Raw genomic sequence first — 21984 nt, 5'->3', positions numbered from 1 at the left:
CAGTGACCCAAGCTGAATGCCCCGGCCAAGCCTGCGCCCTTTCGGATACCCGCATGTTCAAACGCGTTCGCCTTCCGCTGACCCTGCTCCTCGTGGCATTGCTGCTGATAGCGCTGTGGTACGCCTGGCGCCCGGCGGCCCATACGGCTCCGGCAGCGCCGCAGCAGGGCTACAGCAAAGCCCTGAGCCAGGCTCGCCATGGTCAGCCGGGCGCCGCACGAGTGCTCTATCAGCAGTTGGCCCGCACCGACCTCAGCGCCGAGCGGCGCGCAGCGCTGTACGCCGAACTGCCCAACTATCCCAGCCCACAGGCCCTCAAACTCGCCACTGCCGATTTGCAGAGCGACCTTGCCGACGTGCGCCACGCGGCAATCGATGCCGTCATCGGCCTGGTGCCCGAGAGCCAGCGCAGCGTACTGCTGGGGCCCTTGCTTGAAGACCCTGACGAGTCGATCCGCTTCCACGCCGCGCGGGGGTTGCTCGGCTTGCCAGCCGACGAGCTGGGCCTTTATTTCGCCCATCTGGACAAGGTGGTGAACGCCTGCATTGCCACCCTGCAAAGCCAGACCGACAGCGCCGCCGCTCAGCTGGCACTGGCCCGGCTGTACCTGCACGACGGCGACCACGCTCGGGCCGAGCAGGCGCTGACGCGCTATCGCGTGCTCCAGCCCGATGACCTGGAAGCCATAGCCGTGCAGGTCGAGGTGTTCGAGCGCCAGGGCAAAAGCGACCAGGCGCGTCGCCTGCTGGCCGAACAGTTGCTGGTCCATCCACAGTCAGCCTTGTTGCAGCAGCAACTGGGCTCGTGGCTAATGGCCCACGACGAGGATGAATACGCCCTGCTCGCCCTCGCGCGGGCGGTGGAACTGGCGCCTGACAACAACGACTACCGTTATGTACTGGCCACCAACCTGCACGACCTGCAGCAGGTGGAAGCGGCGCAGAAGCAGCTCGAAGAGATCCTGCGTCGTGACCCGGCCAACCGCCGCGCACGGGTGTTGCTGATCCAGTATTGGAAAGAAACCGGTCAGTTGCAGAACGTGCAGGTCCTGCTGGCCGAACTCGAACAGCAGAATGCCGACGACCCCAGCCTGCAGCAGGGACTGTGAAGTCGCGGCTTTTCCAGCGCCGCCCTCGCCCGTTTTGCCGAAATCACCTCGGAACCCCCGCATAGGCCCGGTGTCCAGTATCATGCTGCGTCGCGTTCTGCGCTGCACCCCTTCCGCTACCCGAGGACACCTTTTTGACGACGGCCAAAGCAGCCACCGGTATTGCCGGGCTGGACGACATTCTTGGTGGAGGTCTGACTCGCAGCCACATCTTTCTGCTCGAGGGTCAACCGGGTGCGGGCAAGACGACAGTAGCCCTGCAGTTCCTGCTCGAAGGCGTTGCGCAGAACGAAACCTGTCTCTACATCACCTTGTCCGAAACGACCAAGGAACTGCGCGAAGGCGCTCGCTCCCACGGCTGGGAATTGGACGAACGGGTCACGGTGTTCGAGCTGACGCCGCCGGAATTGGTGCTCGACCTGCAACAGCAGCAAAGCCTGCTCTACAGCAGCGATCTTGAACTGGGCGAAGCGACCCGGCAGATCTTCGATGAAGTCGAACGGGTGAAGCCTTCCCGGGTGGTGCTGGACAGCTTGTCCGAGGTGCGGCTACTGGCCCAGGGGTCGCTGCGCTATCGGCGGCAGATTCTCGCCATCAAACATTATTTTGCGCGCTTCAATGCGACCGTCCTGCTGCTCGACGACATGACCAGCGAGCCGCTGGACAAGACCCTGCACAGCATCGCCCACGGCGTGATTCGCCTGGAAGAAACCGCACCCGACTACGGCGCCGAGCGCCGTCGCTTGCGCATCATGAAGTACCGCGGGCAGAAATACCGGGGCGGCTATCACGACTTCACCATTCAGGCCGACGGTATTCACGTCTATCCGCGCCTGGTGGCGGCGGAGCACCGCGCCCGCTACGAGCGTACCCAGCTGACTTCGGGCATCCCGGAGTTGGATGCACTGCTGGGCGGCGGCGTCGAGAACGGTTCCAGCACCTTGATCATTGGCCCCGCGGGTACCGGCAAATCCCTCATTTCCATGGTTTTCGCCGCTGCGGCCGTGGCCCGCGGCGAAAAAGTCGCGCTGTTCATCTTCGACGAAGAGCTCAGCTTGCTGTTCGAGCGCATGAAAAACCTGGGCATCGATCTGGAAGCCTACGAGCGCAGTGGCAAGATGGTCATCCAGCAAGTGGACGCCGCTGAACAGTCGCCGGGCGAATTTGCCCACATGGTCCGCACCAGCGTCGTCCTGCACGACATCAAGACCGTGGTGATCGACAGCATCAACGGTTACCACGCTGCGATGATGGGCGAAAGCACGCCGGTGCTGCACATTCATGAGCTGCTGCTGTACCTCAACCGCCTCGGCGCCTCGACCTTCATGACTGTGGCCCAACAGGGGCTGGTTGGCGACATGAAGGCGCCGGTGGACATCACCTATCTGGCTGATACCGTCATCCTCCTGCGCTACTTCGAGGCGCTGGGCAACGTGCGGCGCGCGGTGTCAGTGATCAAGAAGCGCTTCGGCGGTCACGAGAACACCATTCGCGAATACCAGATCAGCAGCCAGGGCATGAAAGTCGGTGAGCCACTGAGTGCCTTCCAGGGGGTATTGCGCGGTGTCCCGACCTATGTCGGCGAAGCCCGTCCCCTGCTCGAAGCAGATGATCAGTGAAGATGTCGATACCCACATCGGAACGAGTACTGGTCCTGGCCCCTATGGGCCGCGACAGCCAGGTGGCCCTGCAGATCCTGGGCCAGGCGGGTATCCAGGGCAGCGCAGTGGCCGACGTCGATGATCTCTGCGTGCACCTGCAGCGTGAGGGCGCCGGGGTCTGCATCGTTGCCAACGAGGCGCTGTCCGAAACCAGAATGCAGCCGCTGCTGGTGTACCTGAGCCAGCAGCCGGCCTGGTCCGATTTGCCGATCGTGCTGATGACGCATCAACGTGCGGCCGATCAGGCGCAATCCATGTTGCTGGCAGCGCGTCTGGGCAACGTCACGTTCGTTGAGCGCCCTTTTCACCCGCTGACGTTGATCAGCCTGGCCAAGACGGCCATTCGTGGTCGACGCCGTCAATACGAAGCCCGCGATCGCCTGCTCGACCTCAGTGAAAGCGAACAGCGTTTGCAGCACGCCATGAGTGCCGGGCGCCTGGGTGCGTGGGAGCTGACCTGCGACCCGTTGCAATTGAACTGCTCGGACAGGACCCGCACTCATTACGGCATCGACGCCAGTGCCTGTTTCGATTATTCCGACTGGCTGCTGTGCGTGCATCCGGGCGATCAGGCCATGATGCAAGAGGCGCTGATCAACAGCCTGCAACTGGGCGCCGATTTTGCGCTGCAGTTCCGCAACATCTGGCCCGACGGCTCGGTGCATTGGATCGACATGCGCGCCCGCGCCATTCCCGACAAACAGGGACGGATCCAGGCGATGGTCGGCGTTACCACCGACATCACCGAACAGAAAGCTGCCGAGCAACAGTTGCGTGAACTCAACGGCAATCTGGAACAGCAGGTCGAGGAACGCACAGCTCAGGTACGGATCAACGAGGAAGCCCTGCGCCAGGCGCAGAAAATGGAAGCGGTCGGCCAGTTGACCGGCGGCATCGCCCACGACTTCAACAACATGCTCACTGGCATCATTGGCAGCCTGGAGCTGATGCGTCGCCGCCTGAGCCGCAGTCAACTCGACGATCTGCCGAAGCTGATCGACATGGGTATCAGTTCAGCCAACCGCGCGGCATCCCTCACTCACCGCCTGCTGGCGTTTTCCCGCCGGCAGTCACTGGACTCCAAGCCGGTTCAGGTGAATGGGCTGGTGCACTCGATGGAAGAGCTGCTGCACCGCAGCCTCAACGAAAGCATCGCGCTGCACTTGCGCCTGGATCCGCAACTCTGGATCGCCGAGGCCGATCCGCATCAGCTGGAAAGCGCCCTGCTCAACCTGGTCATCAACGCCCGCGACGCCATGCCCGGGGTTGGCGAAGTGATCGTCGAAACGGCCAATCGGCACCTCGATGAAAGCTTCACCAGCGCCCAGCAGAATCTGGAACCGGGCGACTACATCATGCTCAGTGTGAGCGACACCGGGTTGGGGATGGACCAGGCCGTGATCAATCGCGCGTTCGACCCTTTCTTCACCACCAAGCCCATTGGCCAGGGCACTGGCCTGGGCCTGTCGATGATCTACGGCTTCAGCAAGCAGTCGCGAGGCCATGTCGCGATCCAGAGCACGCCCGGCCTGGGCACCACGGTGCAGCTCTATCTGCCGCGCTGCTATGCCTCGCAACTGCCACAGGCCAATGTGCCGGTGATCGAATCACCCATGGCCACCAATGGCGAGACGGTTCTGATCGTCGAGGATGACCACGCCGTGCGCAGCCTGGTGTGCGAAGTGCTGCGCGAGCTGGGTTACTGCTACCTCGAAGCGGCCGATGCCAACGCCGCGCAGCCGATCCTGGCATCGGGCCAGCGCATCGACCTGTTGATCAGCGACGTTGGCCTGCCCGGCATGAACGGTCGGCAACTGGCCGAAGTCGCGCGCCATCTGCGGCCGGGACTCAAGGTGCTGTTCATCACCGGCTATGCCCAGCACGCCGAAGTGCGCGCCGGGTTCCTGGATGACGGCATGCAGATGATAACCAAGCCGTTCGCCTTTGACGTGCTCACGGCCAAGGTGCGGGAAATGTCCCAAGCCTGAATCAGCGCTTGGGCCTGGTCCGCACGTCGCTGAAGCACGGCATCCTGGCGTCCACTCGATCCGAGGCGCGGGCGCCTGGCTTGGCAGCGGTTTCCACATACCAATAGCAGCTGTGAATGGCCCGGGTGATCCCGACATAGGCCAGGCGCAGCGCTTCCTCGTGCTGGGCACTGTCGTAACCATCCACCTGCGCCGCCTGAGCCAGGCCCGCCAGGGCATAGACCTGGTTCTTGTAGGGCGAGCGACTGGTGTACTGGCAGTCACCCAGCAGGATGACCGCATCGGCCTGCAGCCCCTTGGCGCTGTGGAACGTGAGCTGGCGCAAACGGCGCTGCTCGGCTGGCAGCGCTTGATCTGCCTGCAATAGGCCCTGGATATGCTCGGCCAAGGCCTGGCGGTCACTGTTGCGGCGATAGAGCACCAGAATCGAGTCGCCTGCAGCGTGATGCTCGGCGGCCCGGCGCGCCAGATCGGCCAGATCTCGACTCAAGAGGGTCACAGGCGATGGCTCGCGATCGAACACGCGGCGAGCCAGGGCTTTCTTGCCGGGTATGGCCGGTGCCGACGCCACGATATGCTCGGCAGCGTCGATGATCACCTGATGGCTGCGATAGTTGTCGATCAGCAGTACACGCGTGTGCTTGTGAGCGCTGAAGGTACGGTTGAACTGCATGAAGTAGCTCGGGTTACTGCCACGCCAGCCATAGATCGACTGCCAGTCGTCGCCGACGCACATGAGCGAGCTGTGCTGCGCGCCTCGCTCACCGGCCAACGCAGGACCCCGGCGCAGGATTTCCGCGAGGCTTGCCCTCAACCAGCCGACGATCTGCGCGGAGATGTCCTGGAATTCATCGACGAGCAGATGAGACATGGGGCGCAGTGCGTCGTCAGGCAGTTCGCTGACCCGCGAGCCCGGCCCTTCTCCGAGCAAGGCGAACATGCGGTTGAACAGCATGACTGGGGGTGTCTGGTTTTGCAGATGCGCTTCGAGTGCGGGCCAGAACAAGCGCAAGGCCGCGAAAAAGTCCGCTTGGGAGTCTTCGGCGTTCCAGCTCATCCTGTCGATGGCGTCCACGACCTGCAGCCCAAGGTTCTCGATAAAGGTAGCCGCAGACACGAAGCAGTCCAGCAGCGGCGCGGAGGCGAGATCGCCGGGCAGCTGGTATTCGAAACCCGGCCCGGTCAATGCCTTGCTGTTCAAACCCGCCAGAACCTGCTTGGCATCGGATGGATTATCTAACCAAATCAGAGGTTTATCACAGAAAGCTTGAAACAGGGTGCGCTTGACTGCCCATTCACCCCAAACCGGGATCTTGGCCGTGGGTCGAGTCAACTGGGTATCAGTACCGGGTTCGAACCCTAGCACGACCCACGTGTCCAGCTTCGCTATGTAGCCATGCGTATGAAACTTAAAGCCTTTTATATCAATGGTTTGCCTATCTAACTTAATCCCCTTTATAGGCCAGGCATCTAGGGCGCGCCAGTGTTCCTCGATGAGATCGCACAGCTCGGTATCGCGAGCGCTGGCCAAGCTCAGCGCTTTCAAGCGCTTCTGCACGTCAGCGTCCTGCGGGTCCAACTTGCGCAATTGCGCCGCGCTTTTGCGCAATGCGCGGATATGCTCACCGAAGGATGGATCACTGCTCATCAGGCTGCGATAGCACTCGTTCATCAATTGACGCTGGGTGTCGTTGAGTCGCAGCTGAAAGGGATTGGCTTCTTCGCTACCGGCCGCGGCCGCACCCAAGTTTTCAAAGGCGCGCACTTCACTCAGGCCGGGCAGCGCGTGGATCAGCGGCAGCACCAGCGAATGGTAGGTTCTGACAACTTCGCGTACTTTCTCGAATACGTAATTTACTTGCCAGATATCAAATACTTGACACAGCTTCTTGATAAAGTCTCGACGTGATTCCCGGGTAAAGGTCACCACGCTGAGGCTGTCGAGTTCAAAGCCCATATAGTGGTGCAGCACCAGCACGCGCAGTACCAGCGATGTGGATTTGCCCGCACCTGCGCCAGCCACCACGCACGTGGCGGGCGTTGTGCTGAAGATCATTTTCCACTGCGCAGGGCTGGGTTGGGCATGTTCGGGCAGGCGCGCAGCGACGTCGGCTTTGATGGACTTCTTCAACGCGGGCGTCAGTTCGAGCTGCCAGGGTGCGAACAGCAGCGGCTGCGGGGCTTGCGACGTGGCGGTTTTTTTCGCCGTGCGCGCTGGCCGTTTCGACTTCGACTGTGATTCGGGAGATGGCTCGGAAGACGGGGTTGGCGCGGTGGCTTCCGTGAGCGGCGTGTGAAACCAGGCATCACGCTGCTGCGAACGCAGCCAACGCCAGCCCCGGGCGATCAAGCCCTGGGCTTGACGGTCTTTGTCGGTAGGTTGCGATGACACGAAAACTCCTGGGCATATCGCGGGGAACGCAATATACCAAAGATCCAACCTACGAACGCTGCACACCCTCTGTAGCAGCGGCGCAAGCCGCGTCAACGGCCATGCGGTGTACCCGATCCACCGCAGCGCCCCCTTCGCGGCCAATGACCGCTCCTACGCGATACCGAATTCCCTGTAGGAGCGGTCCGCGGCCGCGAAACGGGCACCGCAGTGTATCAGGCACTCCCCAGCGCCCCCTTCGCGGCCGATGACCGCTCCTACGCGATACCTAATTTCCTGTAGGAGCGGTCCGCGGCCGCGAAACGGGCGACGCGGTGTAGCAGATACTCCGCAACGTCCCCTTCGCGGCCAATGACCGCTCCTACGCGATACCTAATTTCCTGTAGGAGCGGTCCGCGGCCGCGAAACGGGCAACGCGGTATGGCAGATACTCCGCAGCGCCCCCTTCGCGGCCAATGACCGCTCCCACGGGACAGGTTTGAGATCAACCGATGGCGGAATCCACCAGCACCTGCGCTTCGGCCACCAGACGCTGCAGGTGCGCTTCGTCGATGAAGCTTTCGGCGTAGATCTTGTAGATGTCTTCGGTACCCGATGGACGCGCGGCAAACCAGCCATTGGCCGTGATGACTTTCAAACCGCCGATGGCCTGTCCATTGCCGGGCGCATGGCTGAGGATCTGCTCGATCGGCTCACCGGCCAGTTCGGTCGACTTCACCTGCTCGGGCGACAGCTTGCTCAAGGCCGCTTTCTGCTGCGGATTGGCCTTGGCCTCCACGCGCGTGGAGAACGGCTCGCCCAGGCTCTGCGTCAGCGCTTCATACGCCTGGCTTGGGTCGCGACCCGTACGTGCGGTCATCTCAGCGGCCAACAGGGCCGGGATCAACCCGTCCTTGTCGGTGGTCCAGACACTGCCGTCCATGCGCAGGAACGACGCACCGGCGCTTTCCTCACCACCGAACCCCAGCGAGCCATCGAACAGACCGTCGGCGAAATACTTGAAGCCCACCGGCACTTCATGCAGACGACGCCCCAGGCGCGCAGTGACGCGGTCGATCATGCCGCTGCTGACCACCGTCTTGCCCACGGCTGCGTCGGCGCGCCACTGCGGCCGATTCTGGAACAGATAGTCGATGGCCACCGCCAGGTAGTTGTTGGGTGCCAGCAGCCCGCCCGTTGGAGTGACGATGCCATGACGGTCGTGATCGGGATCGCAGGCAAAGGCCACGTCGAAGCGATCCTTCAGGCCGATCAGCCCCTGCATGGCGTAGCTGGACGAAGGGTCCATGCGGATCTGGCCGTCCCAGTCCACGCACATGAAGCGGAAAGTGGAATCGACTTCGGTGTTCACCACCTGCAGGTCGAGCTGGTAGTGCTTGGCAATGGCCGACCAGTAGCGCACGCCTGCCCCACCCAGCGGATCCACACCCAGGCGCAGACCGGCCTTGCGGATGACGTCGAAGTCGATCACGTTAACCAGGTCGGCCACATAGTGACCGATGTAGTCGTGCCGATGGGTCGTGGTGGCCTTCAGCGCCTGTTCGTGAGGCATGCGCTTGACGCCGCGCAGGTCATCGGCAAGCAGCTCGTTGGCCTTGGCCTCGATCCACTTGGTCACATCACCGTCGGCCGGGCCGCCATTGGGGGGGTTGTACTTGAAACCACCGCTTTGCGGCGGGTTGTGCGACGGCGTGATGACCACACCGTCCGCCAGTCCGCTGCTGCGTCCACGGTTGTAGCAGATGATCGCGTGGGAGACCGCCGGTGTCGGGGTGTACTCGTCGTCCTTGGACAACATCACCTGCACGCCGTTGGCTGCAAACACTTCCAGGGCGCTGGCGCCTGCCGGGGTCGACAGCGCGTGGGTGTCGATGCCGACGAACAGTGGGCCGTCGATCCCCTTGCTGCTGCGGTAGAGGCAGATTGCCTGGCTGATCGCCAGAACATGAGCCTCGTTGAAGCTCATGTCGAACGAGCTGCCACGGTGCCCCGAGGTCCCGAATGCCACACGCTGAGTGGGTTCGCTTGCATCCGGCTGGCCGGTGTAATAGGCCGTGACCAGACGCGGGATGTCGATCAGCAATTGGGCTGGAGCAGGTTTGCCCGCAAACGGACTGAGCTTCATGCAAAAACCTCTAGTGTAGGTACCGAAACGGAGAATGACAGTTTAGTGGCACTTCGACACTGAAGGTAGCTATTTGATTCCCTTTTCTGACGCTTCTTTTGTCGAACCGACCGGCAGCAGGTTGCCTGCTGCCCTTCGGAACGCCTGATCAGGTGATCGGCGCAGGGTTGAACAAGGTGATGTCGTTGTGCAGGCGATAGCGCTCGGCCCACGTCTGTTTTTCACCACTGGCCACGGCCAGGTAGTAGTGGAACAGCTCCCAGCCCAGCTCCTCGATGGTCGCCCGGCCGGTGGCGATGCGCCCGGCGTCGATATCGATCAGGTCAGGCCAGCGCTCGGCCAGCTCGGTACGGGTGGACACCTTCACCACCGGCGTCATCGCCAGGCCGTAGGGGGTGCCCCGCCCCGTGGTGAACACGTGCAGGTTCATCCCGGCGGCCAATTGCAGCGTGCCGCATACGAAGTCGCTGGCCGGCGTGGCGCAGTAGATCAGGCCCTTGCGGTTGACCCGCTCGCCCGGACCGAGCACACCGTTGATGGCGCTGCTGCCCGATTTGACGATCGAGCCCAGCGACTTCTCGACGATGTTGGACAAACCGCCTTTCTTGTTCCCCGGTGTGGTGTTGGCACTGCGGTCCGCCGCACCGCGTTCCAGGTAATTGTCGTACCAGTCCATCTCGCGCACGAGCTGGGTGGCCACTTCGTGGGTTTCGGCCCGCGAGGTGAGCATATAGATGGCATCGCGCACCTCGGTGACCTCGGAGAACATCACCGTGGCCCCGGCGCGAACCAGCAGGTCGGAGGCGAAGCCGAGGGCCGGGTTGGCGGTGATCCCGGAGAACGCATCGCTACCGCCACACTGCATGCCCAGGATCAGCTCGCTGGCGGGCACCGTTTCGCGACGCCGACGGTCCAGCTTGGCCAGGCGCGTTTCGGCCAGCGCCATGATCTGCTCGACCATTTCACCAAAGCCATGCCCGGAATCCTGCAGGCGATACAACCATGGCTCGCTCAGGTCTACCGAGGGATCGTCCTCGTGCATCACCTGCCCGGCCTGCAACTTCTCGCAGCCCAGGCCGATCACCAAGGCTTCGCCGCCCAGGTTCGGGTTGCGTGCCAGGTTGCGCACGGTGCGAATCGGAATGTAGGCATCACGGGCGTTGATGGCCACGCCGCAGCCGTAGCTATGGGTCAAAGCCACCACGTCGTCGACGTGGGGATACTTGGGCAGCAGCTCTTCGCGAATGCGCTTCACCGCATGGTCCAGCACTCCGGTCACGCACTGCACCGTGGTGGTGATGCCCAGAATATTGCGGGTACCCACGGTACCGTCGGCGTTGCGGTAGCCCTGGAAGGTAAAGCCATCCAGCGGCGGCAGCGCCGGGGGTACCGCGTCGGACATCGGCAGGCTGTCCAGAGGCGGCGCCGAGGGCATCGCCAGTTGGCTTTCCTTGACCCAACTGCCTTGGCGAATCGGCTCCAGCGCGTAGCCGATGATCTGACCGTAACGCACCACAGCACCGCCCTCGGCGATGTTGACGGTGGCGACCTTGTGGCTCTGCGGCACACCTTCGATGACCGTCAGGCCATCGGGGAAACGGCTGCCTTCGGCCACGCCCTGATCGTTGACCACGACCACGACGTTATCGTCTGCGTGCAGGCGCACGTAGCGGGGAGAATCGGAATGTTCGATCAATTGCATGGCTTGGCCCTTCCAATCAACTCAGGCTGAATCGAGAGCCGCGTACCGGCAGTGCCGGCCGCGGTCTTGTCGTTGGCTGCAGACGCTTCAGGGACGAGCGGCGTTCAGCTGCGGTGCATCGTCGACGACCGGGTCGCCGTTCTCTTCGCGCAGTACTACGCGCTTGATCGGGCCGACGATCACCAGGTAGCTGAACACGGCTACCAGGGCGTTGGCGCCCACATAGACCAGCGCGTATTTGAACGAGCCGGTGGCACTGATGATGTAGCCGATCACGATCGGCGTGGTGATGGATGCCACGTTGCCGAACATGTTGAACAAGCCGCCGCTGATCCCGGCGATCTGCTTGGGCGAAGTGTCGGACACCACGGCCCAGCCCAGCGCACCCACGCCCTTGCCGAAGAACGCCAGGGCCATGAACGCCACCACCATCCATTCGGCCTGCACATAGTTGCAGATCACCATGGTGGTCGACAGCATCAAGCCGCAGACGATCGGCGTCTTGCGCGCGAAGGTCAGCGAATGGCCGCGACGCAGCAGGCTGTCCGAGATGACCCCGCCCAACACGCCACCGATGAATCCGCAGATCGCTGGCAGCGAGGCGATGAAGCCCGCCTTGAGGATGGTCATGCCGCGTTCCTGAACCAGGTACACCGGAAACCAGGTTAGGAAGAAGTAGGTGATGCCGTTGATGCAGAACTGGCCCAGGTACACGCCGAGCATCATGCGCGTGGTCAGCAGTTGGCGAATGTAGTTCCACTTCGGCTTGGACTTGCCGCCCTTGGCCTGGTCCATGTCCACCAGCCCGCCGTTCTGCTCGATGAACTCCAGCTCTTCGGCACTGACGCTTGGGTGTTCCTTGGGATTGTGGATGTACTTGAGCCAGACGCCCGAGAACAGGATACCCAGGCCGCCCATGACCACGAAGACATGCTCCCAGCCCCAGGAATGCACGATCCAACCCATCAACGGAGCGAACAGCACCGTGGCGAAATACTGCGCCGAGTTGAAGATCGCCGACGCCGTGCCGCGCTCGGCAGTCGGAAACCAGGCCGCTACGATGCGTGCGTTACCGGGAAACGACGGGGCTTCGGCTGCGCCGACCAGAAAGCGCAGCATGAACAGCGCGATCACCGCGTTGGCCATCGGCAAGTAGCCGACGAAACCCTGCATCACGGTGAACAGCGACCAGAGGAAAATGCTCCAGGCGTACACCTTCTTCGAGCCGAAGCGGTCGAGCAACCAGCCGCCGGGGATCTGCAGCAGGACGTAAGCCCAACCGAACGCGGAGAAGATATAGCCGAGGGTGACGGCGTCGATGCCCAGGTCTTTCTGCAGACTGGCACCGGCGATGGAAATGGTGGCGCGATCCGCGTAGTTCAGTGTTGTCACCACGAACAACAGGAACAGGATCATGTAGCGCACATGCGTCTTCTTCGTCGCTGGCATGCGAAGGTACTCCCACGAGTTATTTTTATGCGGGTAGAGGGTATGAAGCCGGGTATTTCAGGTGTCGCTGACTCAGCCGGGCTGCAAGCCATGGCCCTGTAGGACGGAGGAAGTCGGACAACAGCGGGAAGACATCACGTGGATAATCATGGTTGCAGCACCCTGGACGTTGGAATTATTAGGGGACACCGGTCTGTGCCGGTACTGCAGTTACGTTATCGTACAACACTGATTATATCCATACCTCGGAGATGAATTATTTCCAAAGATGTAGCGATGTCGGCGGGAAGTCATCGTACTACGTTGCAGGCGCTGACTTGGAGGGTCAGATGGACAGATCTTCATGCGCCTTGACCACGCGCGCCCGGCTGTTGGCCAGATGGATGCGCATCGCGGCGCGGGCGGCGTCATAGTCACCGCGGGCGACCGCTTCGAAGATGTGTGCATGTTCGCGGACCAGCCGTTCGTGTTTCTGCTGGCGGTCCAGACGTGCGATGGCCACGGTGTCCAGGCGTGCACGGGGAAACATGCTGGTGCCGAAATGCGTGATGATGTCGGCGAAATAGCGGTTGTTGGAGGCCTGGGCGATCTGCAAGTGGAACTGGAAATCGGAGACGATCGATCCACTGGTATCGGACGCCTGCTCGAAGCGCTTGAGCGCGTCTTCGATATTCGCCAGTTGCTCGTCGCTGCGGCGCAATGCCGCCAGCCCCGCCGCTTCGATCTCGAAACTGATGCGCACGTCGAGTATGGCGATGACGTCCTGCAGGGTGACGATGGTGGCCGGGTCCAGGCGCGATACGGTCGAACCCGGGACGTTGAGCACGAAGGTGCCGATGCCGCGACGGGTCTCGACGATGCCCGACACCTGCAGGCGAGACAGCGCCTCTCGCACGGTGGCCCGGCTGACACCGCCTACCGCCATCAATTCGAGTTCGGTAGGCAGCTTGTCTCCAGGCTTGACCACACCCTGGCTGATCATCCTGCAGACATCGTCCACCAGGCTCTGGGCCAGGTTGCCCGGCCTGCGACGCGTGATGTCGGCGGTGACGATGTCGTTGCTCATGGCGGCGCGATCATGGCTGGAAAAGGAAAACCGATCATATATCAGCGAGTTGTGTGATGACAGCGCGAACATGCCGCCCTTGAGGGTGCTCGCGGACGTCGCGGCGCCCCTGAAATATACCTTGAGCCCCCCCTTCCCAACGGCCACGGCAGGCCTAGAATGTCGGCGTGGTCGCGGTCCCCAATAACGCTGTTGCCCCCCTCCCGAGCCAACATGTCCAAAGTCAATCCCTGCCTTGAGTGCGGCGCCTGCTGCGCGCATTTCCGTGTGTCCTTCTACTGGGGCGAATGCCAGTCTGCGGGCGGCCTGGTGCCTGACGAGCAGGTGATACAAGTCACCCACAATCGCGTGGCGATGCTCGGCACCGACGCCAAGCCTGCGCGCTGCGTCGCCCTCGCCGGCGAGGTGGGCAAGGTCGGAATCGGTTGTACGATGTATGCCCAGCGCTCCAGTACCTGCCGCGAGTTCGACGCCTCGTGGGAACACGGCGAACACAATCCGTCGTGCGACAAGGCGCGTGCGGCCCATGGATTGGCGCCGCTGCCGGAACCGGTCATGACCCTGCTCGCCAGCTAGCCGATTCAAGCGCCGCGCTCCGGGTCGATGGCGGCCGCATGCCGTGCGCGTTTGGCCATCGACGGGATTCGGCGTTTAGCAGATAATCGGCCATCATTACGCTATCTCGCCCCATCTCTGTACCAGGAGTTCTTGCATGGCCGCGCTGAACACGCAAACCGTTGACGCTTTCAAATCCCAGCAAAATGCCATCGTCGAGCAATGGCTCGCAGGCCTTGAAGCCAGCGGAGCGACGCGCAACATCAAGGAAGCCGACCTTCAGCAGCAGAGCAGCGAACTGCTCAGTCAGTTGATCATCGCCCTGGAAACCAGTCAGACCCACAACATTGCCGGCAGCCAATGGGCCGATGTCCGTCAGGTACTGGAGAAACTGTCCCACAGCCGCGCGCTGCTGGGCCACGACTCGCACCAGACCGCGCACTTCATCTTCGCCCTCAAGCGCCCGCTGTTCGCCGTGCTGCAGGCGGCCTATGCCAGCCATCCAGCCGAGCTTGCCGAGCAGGTGCTGCTGGTTTCGGACTTGCTCGACGGGCTGGGCATGCACACCATCCGCACTTTCCAGAAGTCCCGCGAGATGGTCATCAAGCGTCAGCAGGAAGAACTGCTCGAACTCTCCACCCCCGTCGTCAAGCTGTGGGAAGGCGTACTGGCCCTGCCAATGATCGGCACGCTGGACTCGCAGCGCACCCAGGTGGTGATGGAATCACTGCTGCAGCGCATCGTCGACACCGGTTCGGAAATTGCCATCATTGATATCACCGGGGTGCCGACGGTCGACACCCTGGTGGCCCAGCATCTGCTCAAGACAGTCACCGCCATTCGCCTGATGGGTGCCGATTGCATCATCAGTGGTGTGCGCCCGCAGATCGCGCAGACCATCGTCCATCTGGGCCTGGACCTGCAAGGCGTGGTCACCAAGGCCAATCTGGCCGATGCCCTGGCCCTGGCCCTGCGCCGTCTGAACCTGACCGTCAGCAAGGCGGTCTGAGCCCATGGAACGCATCCCTATATTGCAGATGGGCGCGTACCTGCTGGTGACCATCCAGGTCGACATGCACGATCAGCTGGCGCTGGCGCTGCAGGATGACCTGTCGGAAAAAATCAGCAAGACTTCGGCTCGGGGCGTATTGATCGACATTTCCGCACTGGACATGGTCGATTCGTTCATCGGCCGGATGATCGGCACCATCTCCGGCCTGTCGCGGATCATGGACGCCGAAACCGTGCTGGTCGGCATGCAGCCCGCCGTGGCGATCACGCTGGTCGAGCTGGGCATGAACCTGCCGGGCGTGAGCACCGCGCTGAACGTGGAGCGCGGCATGCGCCTGCTGCAGGCACGGGTGAACGGCTCATGAACGTCGAGAGCAGCGGCAGTCAACCGGTGCGCCTTGAACAGGACGTGGTGCTGGCCCGCCAGACGGCGCGCAAGCTGGCCCAGGACTGCGGCATGCGCCTGATCGACCTGACCAAGCTGGTGACGGCGGTCAGCGAGCTGGCGCGCAACACCGTGGTCTATGGCGGTGGCGGCGACATGGACTGGCAAATTCTCGATGACGGCGTGCGCAAAGGCCTGCGCCTGACGTTTCGCGACGAAGGCCCGGGCATTCCCGATCTGAAGCTGGCGCTGACCGACGGCTGGACCTCGGGCAACGGGCTTGGCCTGGGCCTGACCGGTGCACGTCGCCTGGTCGAGGAGTTCGAACTGGACACCGCGCCTGGCCAGGGCACCCGCGTGACGATCACTCGATGGACCTGACCTTGCGCAGTGTCATCACCCAGGTGATCGCACTGCAGGACCCCAGCCAGGTCGGCGAAGCCCGCCGTGCCGCGCAGAAGATGGCGCAGGCGCAGGGCCTGGACGAAACCGACTGCGGCCGCGTGGCGCTGCTGGCCACCGAGCTGGCCAGCAATATCATCAAGCATGCCGGCCACGGCGAGCTGCACCTGCGTGCCCTGCCCCATCCAGTTTCACCGGGTGTGGAACTGCTGGCACTGGACCGCGGCACCGGTTTCGAGCTGCACGAGTGCATGGCCGACGGCTATTCCACCCGCGGTACTCAAGGCATCGGGCTCGGCGCGCTGGCGCGGCAATCGGAAGTGTTCGATGCGTACAGCGACGCCCGCGGTTCAGTGGTGTTGGCACGCCTCTACCGCAAGCGCGACAAGCGCGCCGACCTGCGCCTGGGTGTGACCCAGCGCTCGCTGCACGACGACCCGGCCTGTGGCGATGCCTGGCAGGTGACGTTCGCCGGCGAGGGCATCAGCGCCGTGGTGGTCGATGGTCTCGGCCATGGCGAAGAGGCCGAAAAGGCCGCGCGCGCAGGTTGCCAGGCGTTCGGTCTGGCGCCGTTCGCACGGCCCGAGCATGTGCTCGACGACATGCACCAGGCCATGAACGGCACACGCGGTGGTGCAGTGGCCGTTGCCCAGTTCGAGTACGACGCCGGGCAACTGCGTTTCGCCGGCATCGGCAACATCGGCGCCACGCTGATATCGCCGGGCAAGAGCCGCGGACTGGCCTCTCATCCGGGGATCGTCGGCGGACAGTTCCGTCGCACGCAAGCCTTCACGTTCGATGAGGCGAACGAGCAGTTGCTCGTTCTGTACAGCGATGGCCTGCAGTCACGCTGGAACATGGCCGACTACCCGGGCCTGGTCCATCTTCATCCCGCCATCATTGCGTCGGTGCTGTACCGCGACTTCTGTCGCGGTCGCGACGACATCACCGTATTGGTCATCGCTCTGGAGCCACCTCATGTCTGAACCCCTCGATCTGGATGCCGAGGCCAGTGCGGCATTGATCGCCCAACTGCGCGCCGATGCCCAGGCCCTGCGCGACGAACTGGATGAGACCAACCAGGGCGTGCTGGCACTGTATGGCGAACTTGACGGCCAAGCTGAAGAACTGCGCCAGGCCTCGGACCTCAAGAGCCGCTTTCTGTCCTACATGAGCCATGAATTCCGGACTCCGCTGGGCTCGATCCTGAGCATTACCGGTCTGCTTGCCGATGAACTGGACGGACCTTTGGCGCCGGAGCAGCAGAAGCAGGTGAGTTTCATCACCCATGCCGCCCAGGAACTCAGCGACATGGTCGACGACCTGCTCGACCTGGCCAAGATCGAGGCGGGAAGGATCAGCATCTCGCCGGCGTGGTTCGACATGTTCGATCTGTTCTCGGCGTTGCGCGGCATGTTCCGGCCGATCGTCAATGCCAGCGCGGTCGACCTCATTTTCGAAGAGCCCGTTGGCTTGCCACGCCTCTATACCGATGACAAGAAGCTTGCGCAGATCCTGCGCAACTTCATTTCCAATTCGTTGAAGTTCACCCTGGCAGGTGAGGTGCGAGTGTCGGCCAGGCTGGAATCGCCGTCGCAGATCCGCTTCGCCGTGAGCGATACCGGTATCGGCATTCCCGCCGAGCTGCACGGTACGTTGTTCGAGGACTTCGCCCAGATCGATTCGCCGGTGCAGAAACGCCTGCGCGGCACCGGCCTGGGCCTGTCGCTGTGCAAGCGTTTCGCCGAGCTGCTGGGCGGTACGGTTGGCGTGCAAAGCAGCCCGGGGGTGGGTTCGACATTCTTTGTGATCATTCCGTTGGCCATTGCGCCGGAGCCTGGCCATGACGCCTGAAGTGCGCGTACTCATCGTCGATGACAACAGCGCCACTCGCTACGCGCTGCGGCGTCGACTGGAACGCCACGGCATCGTCATTCTGGAGGCCGGCACCGGCGGCGATGGCCTGGCGCTGATCGCCAGCGAGCAACTGGACGCGTTGATTCTGGACGTCAACCTGCCGGACATGAGCGGTTTCGACATCGTCCGACTGCTGCGCGCCAAACCGGCTACAGCCTTGCTGCCGATCATCCATGTGTCGGCGGCGTCGATCCAGACCGGCGACATCATCACAGGCCTGGAAGCCGGCGCGGACGCTTACCTGATCCATCCGGTGGACGCCGACGTGCTCCTGGCAACCCTGCGCACCCTGCTGCGCGTGCGCGATACCGAGAACGCGTTGCGCGAAAGCGAGGCACGCTTTCGCGAGATTTTCGCCAACATCGCCGCGCCCATTGCGGTGATCGACGAGCAGTTGCAGGTGATCGAGTGCAATCATGCGTTCTCGCAACTGCTGCCAACCCCGGTGTCCCTGACCAGCCTGCAAGCGCAACTGGCGGCCGGACAGGAAACCGTGCTGGACGATCTGCAGGTGCGCTTGAGCAAGGGCGAACGCTGGCGCGGCAACCTGACCATCAGGGTCGACGATCAACTGCGTGAAACCGAATGGCAGGTCTCACCCTATCGCGCGCCCGGGCACAGCTTGGTGTTCATCGAGGATGTGACCGAGCACCGTCAGCGCGAGCGTCAGCAGCAGATCCAGCTGGCCGACGCGCAGACGTTGTTGGCGCAGGAAGTGGCCGAGCGAGCGCGCACCGAGACGCAGCTGCTGCAAGTGCAGAAAATGGACGCGCTGGGCAAGCTCACCGGCGGTATCGCACACGATTTCAACAACCTGCTGACCGGCATCATCACGGCGCTGGAGCTGATCAAGAAGCGGGTCGAGCCCGCCGCTGTGCAAGGTGCCACCGGCAGCGTCGACAAAGCCGTGTCACGCTATGCCGATGCCGCCCTGCAATCGGCGACCAACGCGGCCGCCCTCACCCATCGAATGCTGGCCTTCGCCCGCCAGCAGCCGCTCGACACGCGGCCGATCGCGATCAACCAGCATGTGCATTCGCTGGAAGACCTGTTGCGGCGCACCATCGGTGAACGGATCACCCTGAGCCTGGACCTGACCGACAGCGCAGCCATCGCCATGGTCGATCCGATCCAATTCGAGAATGCGGTGCTCAACCTGGTGATCAATGCCCGCGACGCGCTGCCCGAGGGCGGCAACATTCGCCTTTCGACCTTCGCCGCCTATTCGCGGGGCGACACGCGCCTGGCCGATGGCGACTACGTGGTGCTGTCGGTGCGTGACGACGGTACCGGGATCGATCACAGCATCATCGACAAGGTGTTCGATCCGTTCTTCACCACCAAGGCCGTCGGCAAGGGTACGGGATTGGGTCTGTCGACGATCTACGGCTTCGCCCGGCAGTCCGGTGGCGATGTACGGATCCGCAGCCTGCTTGGCCACGGCACCGAGGTGACCCTGATGCTGCCGGCCGGCCTGGCGCTGATGCCGCAGCCCAGCGAGCCGGTACAGCTGGAGAACCGCGGTAAGGGTGAGCATCTGTTGGTGGTGGAGGACATGGCATCGGTACGGATGTTCGTGGTCGAGGCGCTGATCGACGCAGGGTACCGCTGCACCGAGGTGGACAGTGCCCTGGATGCATTGGATCTACTGCGCGATGACCCGTCGATCCAGCTGCTGTTGACCGATGTAGGGCTGCCGCAAATGAACGGCCGCGTGCTCGCCGACGGCGCCCGCGCCTTGCGCCCCGAGCTGCCGGTGTTGTTCATGACCGGCTATGCGGAAAACGCCTTGGACTTGCAGACCTTCCTCGCCGAAGGTATGGACATGGTCATCAAGCCCTTCCGCATGGGCGACCTGGTCGGCCGCATCACCCACCTCCTCGACCCCGGCCACACCCCTTCGTAGCAGCGGCGCGAGCCGCGTCGGCGGTGTATGCGTTCCATCTGACACACCGCGTCGGCGGTGTCCGCGTCCTGCCTGACCCACCACAGCGCTCCCGGACGCGGCTTGCGCCGCTGCTACAGGGGCGGTGCTCCCGGACGCGGCTTGCGCCGCTGCTACAAGGGCGGTGTTTCCGGACGCGGCTTGCGCCGCTGCTACAGGGGATCGCGGTGCCTGTAGCAGCGGCGCGAGCCGCGTCGGCGGTGCACGCGATCGCTGATCACAGCCAGATCGCGTCCCAGAATGGATAATCGCCAACCTTCTGAACCAACCCGGCGCGGACCGGGTTCATGATGATGTAGCGCGCTGCGCTTCTGAGATCCTCTTCGCGGCGCAGGGCACGGTCGTAATACCCTTTCTGCCAGAGCCGGCCACAGGTCCCGTTGCGGCGATTGATGGCCAGGCTGCTGCGCGCTTTCATACGGCAAACGATCGTAGCCAGGTCGCCCCTGCACAGTTGAAACAACCAGTGCAAATGATCCGGCATCACCACCCAGGCCAACGACTCTACGTCACCTGCGTCATGCAAGGCGCGCAACTGAGCAACCAGCGCCCGGGCGCTTTGCCAACACGCAAACACGGGCCCACGATCAGCCGTCACACAGGTGATCGAGTAAACCTGGCCTACCTCGCTCAAGCGCCCCTTGCGCAATACATAGGCTTTCCTGCACGCCGACATTCCCTGCCCACCGAAAAAGCCGTCAACCTAAAAAACACACGGCCTCAGAGCAAGCGCACAATCATTGCCGGATCTGACGGCGTTTTCAGAACCCCGAGCCGGCCTGGTCGAGGCAAGCATCGACCTCGGCATCAGTGGGATGACGCAGGATCTCCAGCGAGTCGGGCGTCCAGCTCACCAGGCCCAGCTCGGCAAACTCGCCAAGCCAGCCCTCCATGGGCCATTGCGCCCAGCGCTGGTAAAACCGCTGTGCGTTGGCCACGATCGCCGAGAAATGGTTAAGCGGCGGACGCCAGGTCGGATGGTATTGATGGAAGGCCAAGGCCGCTGCCGTTCGTAGCTCAACGCCATGGTGACGCGCGCTGAAGGCGAAATCGGTGTCTTCGGCGCCGTAGCCCAGATACCCCTCGTCGAATCCACCGATGCGTTCGAATACCTCACGGGTGCAAGCGAAATTCAGCGACCAGAACAGATGATGCGCAAGTAGCGAACCCGGCTTTCCGCGGTATTGGCTGAGCGGGTGGGCAACGCCGTCGCGCATCAGCGTGGCTTGAGTCCAGTGTGCCATCCGAGCGCTACTGGGCAAGTAACGGACCTCGCCCAGGTGCAGGGCTTCAGGTCTTTCGCGCAGCGCCGCCGTGTAATCGGACAGCAGGCTTTGGCTCGGAATGCAGTCCACGTCGAGGAATACCCACTGCTCACCCTCGCATTGGCGCACGGCATTGCGCGCCCGCGCCAGCGGCAGGCCATGGGACGCATCATCGACCACAAGGCAGTGGATGGGAAAGCAGTCGCTGCGCAGTTCACGCGCCGGCTGGTTCATGAACACCACCCAGAACGCCTCGGGCATCAGGCTGCCCTGCTCCAGTCCGCGGATGACATTGTCCAGCTGTCGCTCGCGGCCATGCACCAGCGTGATCACATTCACCATGTCACATTCACCCTGTCAGAATCCACTTACCTTGCACAACCCCGGCAGCCGCGCCGGCTCGCCGTAACCGCCACCTGCCGGCGCACATCGGCTGACGCGCACCGAGCCGCTCCAGGCAATGCGCCGGCCACGGGCTTCCACCTGCTCGATCAGATGCCGCTCGTCATGACCCAGCGTGGCATTCAGCCCCCCTGCGTCCAGGTAAGCCAAGGTACTGATCCCCAGATTCGCCACATGCACGTTCGAGCGCCGCTCGTCCATAGCCACCGACCGCCGCCGCCGACCGTGCACGAAAGGACTGGTCCCCGGCTCGGCATCCACCCGCCCACAAACGGCGTCGACACCATAGGCCAGTTGCGCCGCCAGCCAATCATCAGGCACCTGAACATCGGCTTCGGTGCAAGCCAGCCATCGTGCGCCAGCCTGCACCAAATGGGCAGCGCCGGCGGCCCGGGAGGCCACTTTGTCCGCGACATTGATGTCGATCAACCTCACCGGATAGCGCTGGGCGATATCACGCGACCTGTCACTGCAGCCATCCAGTACCACAACGATACGCACCAGTTCGGTACACAAGGTACCGTGCTCGGCAGCCAGCATGACCGACTGCAGGCATCGGTCCAGGCTGGCCTGCTCGTTTTGCACAGGAATGATGACGCCAATCATGCTG

18 protein-coding genes are annotated in these 21984 nt (G+C 63.0%); 10 read left to right on the top strand and 8 right to left on the bottom strand.

From position 1 onward, the window contains the following. Positions 1 to 53: 53 nt before the first annotated feature. From IFT57_RS11750 to IFT57_RS11740, 3 genes are all read left to right on the top strand, one after another. Positions 54 to 1109, top strand: a complete 1056-nt coding sequence (locus IFT57_RS11750) for a tetratricopeptide repeat protein (RefSeq protein ID WP_192151485.1) — start codon at positions 54 to 56, stop codon at positions 1107 to 1109. 134 nt (positions 1110 to 1243) lie between these two features. Then, on the top strand, positions 1244 to 2728 hold the full coding sequence (locus tag IFT57_RS11745; protein WP_192151484.1) for an ATPase domain-containing protein: 1485 nt from the start codon (positions 1244 to 1246) through the stop codon (positions 2726 to 2728). Between the two features lie 2 nt (positions 2729 to 2730). Next, positions 2731 to 4758, top strand: a complete 2028-nt coding sequence (locus IFT57_RS11740) for a response regulator (RefSeq protein WP_192151483.1) — start codon at positions 2731 to 2733, stop codon at positions 4756 to 4758. 1 nt (position 4759) lies between these two features. Here the strand turns inward: IFT57_RS11740 and IFT57_RS11735 are convergent, their stop codons facing one another. From IFT57_RS11735 to IFT57_RS11715, 5 genes are all read right to left on the bottom strand, one after another. Beyond that, a complete protein-coding gene (locus IFT57_RS11735) occupies positions 4760 to 7150 on the bottom strand; it encodes a UvrD-helicase domain-containing protein (protein WP_342030344.1) in 2391 nt (796 codons plus the stop codon). Positions 7151 to 7634: 484 nt separating this feature from the next. Then, positions 7635 to 9275 carry a phosphoglucomutase (alpha-D-glucose-1,6-bisphosphate-dependent) gene (gene pgm / locus IFT57_RS11730; protein ID WP_192151482.1) on the bottom strand — a complete coding sequence of 547 codons (1641 nt, stop codon included), beginning with the start codon at positions 9273 to 9275 and terminating at the stop codon, positions 7635 to 7637. Positions 9276 to 9423: 148 nt separating this feature from the next. After that, positions 9424 to 10977 carry a galactarate dehydratase gene (garD, locus tag IFT57_RS11725; protein ID WP_192057108.1) on the bottom strand — a complete coding sequence of 518 codons (1554 nt, stop codon included), beginning with the start codon at positions 10975 to 10977 and terminating at the stop codon, positions 9424 to 9426. Between the two features lie 87 nt (positions 10978 to 11064). After that, the gene (locus IFT57_RS11720; RefSeq protein WP_122478149.1) at positions 11065 to 12426 is read right to left on the bottom strand and encodes an MFS transporter; all 1362 of its coding nucleotides are present in this window, start codon (positions 12424 to 12426) and stop codon (positions 11065 to 11067) included. Positions 12427 to 12751: 325 nt separating this feature from the next. Further along, positions 12752 to 13492 (bottom strand): FadR/GntR family transcriptional regulator, encoded by a 741-nt coding sequence (locus IFT57_RS11715; RefSeq protein WP_192151481.1) that lies wholly within the window; start codon positions 13490 to 13492, stop codon positions 12752 to 12754. A 213-nt stretch (positions 13493 to 13705) separates the two neighbouring features. Here IFT57_RS11715 and IFT57_RS11710 point away from each other — a divergent pair, with 213 nt between their 5' ends. From IFT57_RS11710 to IFT57_RS11680, 7 genes are all read left to right on the top strand, one after another. Continuing rightward, positions 13706 to 14068 carry a YkgJ family cysteine cluster protein gene (locus IFT57_RS11710; RefSeq protein ID WP_192151480.1) on the top strand — a complete coding sequence of 121 codons (363 nt, stop codon included), beginning with the start codon at positions 13706 to 13708 and terminating at the stop codon, positions 14066 to 14068. A gap of 136 nt (positions 14069 to 14204) precedes the next feature. Next, positions 14205 to 15056, top strand: coding sequence for an STAS domain-containing protein (locus IFT57_RS11705; RefSeq protein WP_192151479.1), 852 nt, complete (start codon positions 14205 to 14207; stop codon positions 15054 to 15056). A 4-nt stretch (positions 15057 to 15060) separates the two neighbouring features. Next, positions 15061 to 15423 carry an STAS domain-containing protein gene (locus tag IFT57_RS11700; RefSeq protein ID WP_122478154.1) on the top strand — a complete coding sequence of 121 codons (363 nt, stop codon included), beginning with the start codon at positions 15061 to 15063 and terminating at the stop codon, positions 15421 to 15423. Then, on the top strand, positions 15420 to 15824 hold the full coding sequence (locus tag IFT57_RS11695) for an anti-sigma regulatory factor (RefSeq protein ID WP_049859585.1): 405 nt from the start codon (positions 15420 to 15422) through the stop codon (positions 15822 to 15824). Before IFT57_RS11700 ends, IFT57_RS11695 begins: the two co-directional genes overlap by 4 nt. Further along, positions 15815 to 16831 (top strand): ATP-binding protein, encoded by a 1017-nt coding sequence (locus IFT57_RS11690; protein ID WP_192151478.1) that lies wholly within the window; start codon positions 15815 to 15817, stop codon positions 16829 to 16831. The genes IFT57_RS11695 and IFT57_RS11690 overlap by 10 nt, the downstream gene beginning before the upstream one ends. Beyond that, positions 16824 to 17699 carry a sensor histidine kinase gene (locus IFT57_RS11685; RefSeq protein WP_192151477.1) on the top strand — a complete coding sequence of 292 codons (876 nt, stop codon included), beginning with the start codon at positions 16824 to 16826 and terminating at the stop codon, positions 17697 to 17699. Before IFT57_RS11690 ends, IFT57_RS11685 begins: the two co-directional genes overlap by 8 nt. Beyond that, positions 17689 to 19668, top strand: coding sequence for a response regulator (locus IFT57_RS11680; RefSeq protein ID WP_192151476.1), 1980 nt, complete (start codon positions 17689 to 17691; stop codon positions 19666 to 19668). Before IFT57_RS11685 ends, IFT57_RS11680 begins: the two co-directional genes overlap by 11 nt. Positions 19669 to 19924: 256 nt before the next feature. On the opposite strand, the gene IFT57_RS11675 is transcribed toward IFT57_RS11680, so the two are convergent. The 3 genes from IFT57_RS11675 to IFT57_RS11665 form a co-directional block, all read right to left on the bottom strand. Then, on the bottom strand, positions 19925 to 20383 hold the full coding sequence (locus IFT57_RS11675; RefSeq protein WP_192151475.1) for an REP-associated tyrosine transposase: 459 nt from the start codon (positions 20381 to 20383) through the stop codon (positions 19925 to 19927). Positions 20384 to 20468: 85 nt separating this feature from the next. After that, positions 20469 to 21314, bottom strand: coding sequence for a glycosyltransferase family 2 protein (locus IFT57_RS11670; protein ID WP_199868835.1), 846 nt, complete (start codon positions 21312 to 21314; stop codon positions 20469 to 20471). Positions 21315 to 21329: 15 nt separating this feature from the next. Continuing rightward, positions 21330 to 21980, bottom strand: a complete 651-nt coding sequence (locus tag IFT57_RS11665) for a glycosyltransferase (RefSeq protein WP_192151474.1) — start codon at positions 21978 to 21980, stop codon at positions 21330 to 21332. Positions 21981 to 21984: the final 4 nt, after the last annotated feature.

Source organism: Pseudomonas sp. CFBP 13719 (assembly GCF_014842095.1).
In the GTDB taxonomy this organism is placed as follows: Bacteria; Pseudomonadota; Gammaproteobacteria; order Pseudomonadales; family Pseudomonadaceae; genus Aquipseudomonas.
This window is presented reverse-complemented; position numbering and strand designations above follow the sequence as displayed.

Coding starts and splice junctions, on each gene's coding strand:
- IFT57_RS11705 (WP_192151479.1), top strand. CDS start 14,205: ATGGCCGCGCTGAACACGCAAACCGTTGACGCTTTCAAATCCCAGCAA.
- IFT57_RS11685 (WP_192151477.1), top strand. CDS start 16,824: ATGTCTGAACCCCTCGATCTGGATGCCGAGGCCAGTGCGGCATTGATC.
- garD (WP_192057108.1), bottom strand. CDS start 10,977: ATGCAATTGATCGAACATTCCGATTCTCCCCGCTACGTGCGCCTGCAC.
- IFT57_RS11690 (WP_192151478.1), top strand. CDS start 15,815: ATGGACCTGACCTTGCGCAGTGTCATCACCCAGGTGATCGCACTGCAG.
- IFT57_RS11675 (WP_192151475.1), bottom strand. CDS start 20,383: ATGTCGGCGTGCAGGAAAGCCTATGTATTGCGCAAGGGGCGCTTGAGC.
- IFT57_RS11720 (WP_122478149.1), bottom strand. CDS start 12,426: ATGCCAGCGACGAAGAAGACGCATGTGCGCTACATGATCCTGTTCCTG.
- IFT57_RS11740 (WP_192151483.1), top strand. CDS start 2,731: ATGTCGATACCCACATCGGAACGAGTACTGGTCCTGGCCCCTATGGGC.
- IFT57_RS11680 (WP_192151476.1), top strand. CDS start 17,689: ATGACGCCTGAAGTGCGCGTACTCATCGTCGATGACAACAGCGCCACT.
- IFT57_RS11695 (WP_049859585.1), top strand. CDS start 15,420: ATGAACGTCGAGAGCAGCGGCAGTCAACCGGTGCGCCTTGAACAGGAC.
- pgm (WP_192151482.1), bottom strand. CDS start 9,275: ATGAAGCTCAGTCCGTTTGCGGGCAAACCTGCTCCAGCCCAATTGCTG.
- IFT57_RS11750 (WP_192151485.1), top strand. CDS start 54: ATGTTCAAACGCGTTCGCCTTCCGCTGACCCTGCTCCTCGTGGCATTG.
- IFT57_RS11710 (WP_192151480.1), top strand. CDS start 13,706: ATGTCCAAAGTCAATCCCTGCCTTGAGTGCGGCGCCTGCTGCGCGCAT.
- IFT57_RS11700 (WP_122478154.1), top strand. CDS start 15,061: ATGGAACGCATCCCTATATTGCAGATGGGCGCGTACCTGCTGGTGACC.
- IFT57_RS11665 (WP_192151474.1), bottom strand. CDS start 21,980: ATGATTGGCGTCATCATTCCTGTGCAAAACGAGCAGGCCAGCCTGGAC.
- IFT57_RS11715 (WP_192151481.1), bottom strand. CDS start 13,492: ATGAGCAACGACATCGTCACCGCCGACATCACGCGTCGCAGGCCGGGC.
- IFT57_RS11670 (WP_199868835.1), bottom strand. CDS start 21,314: ATGGTGAATGTGATCACGCTGGTGCATGGCCGCGAGCGACAGCTGGAC.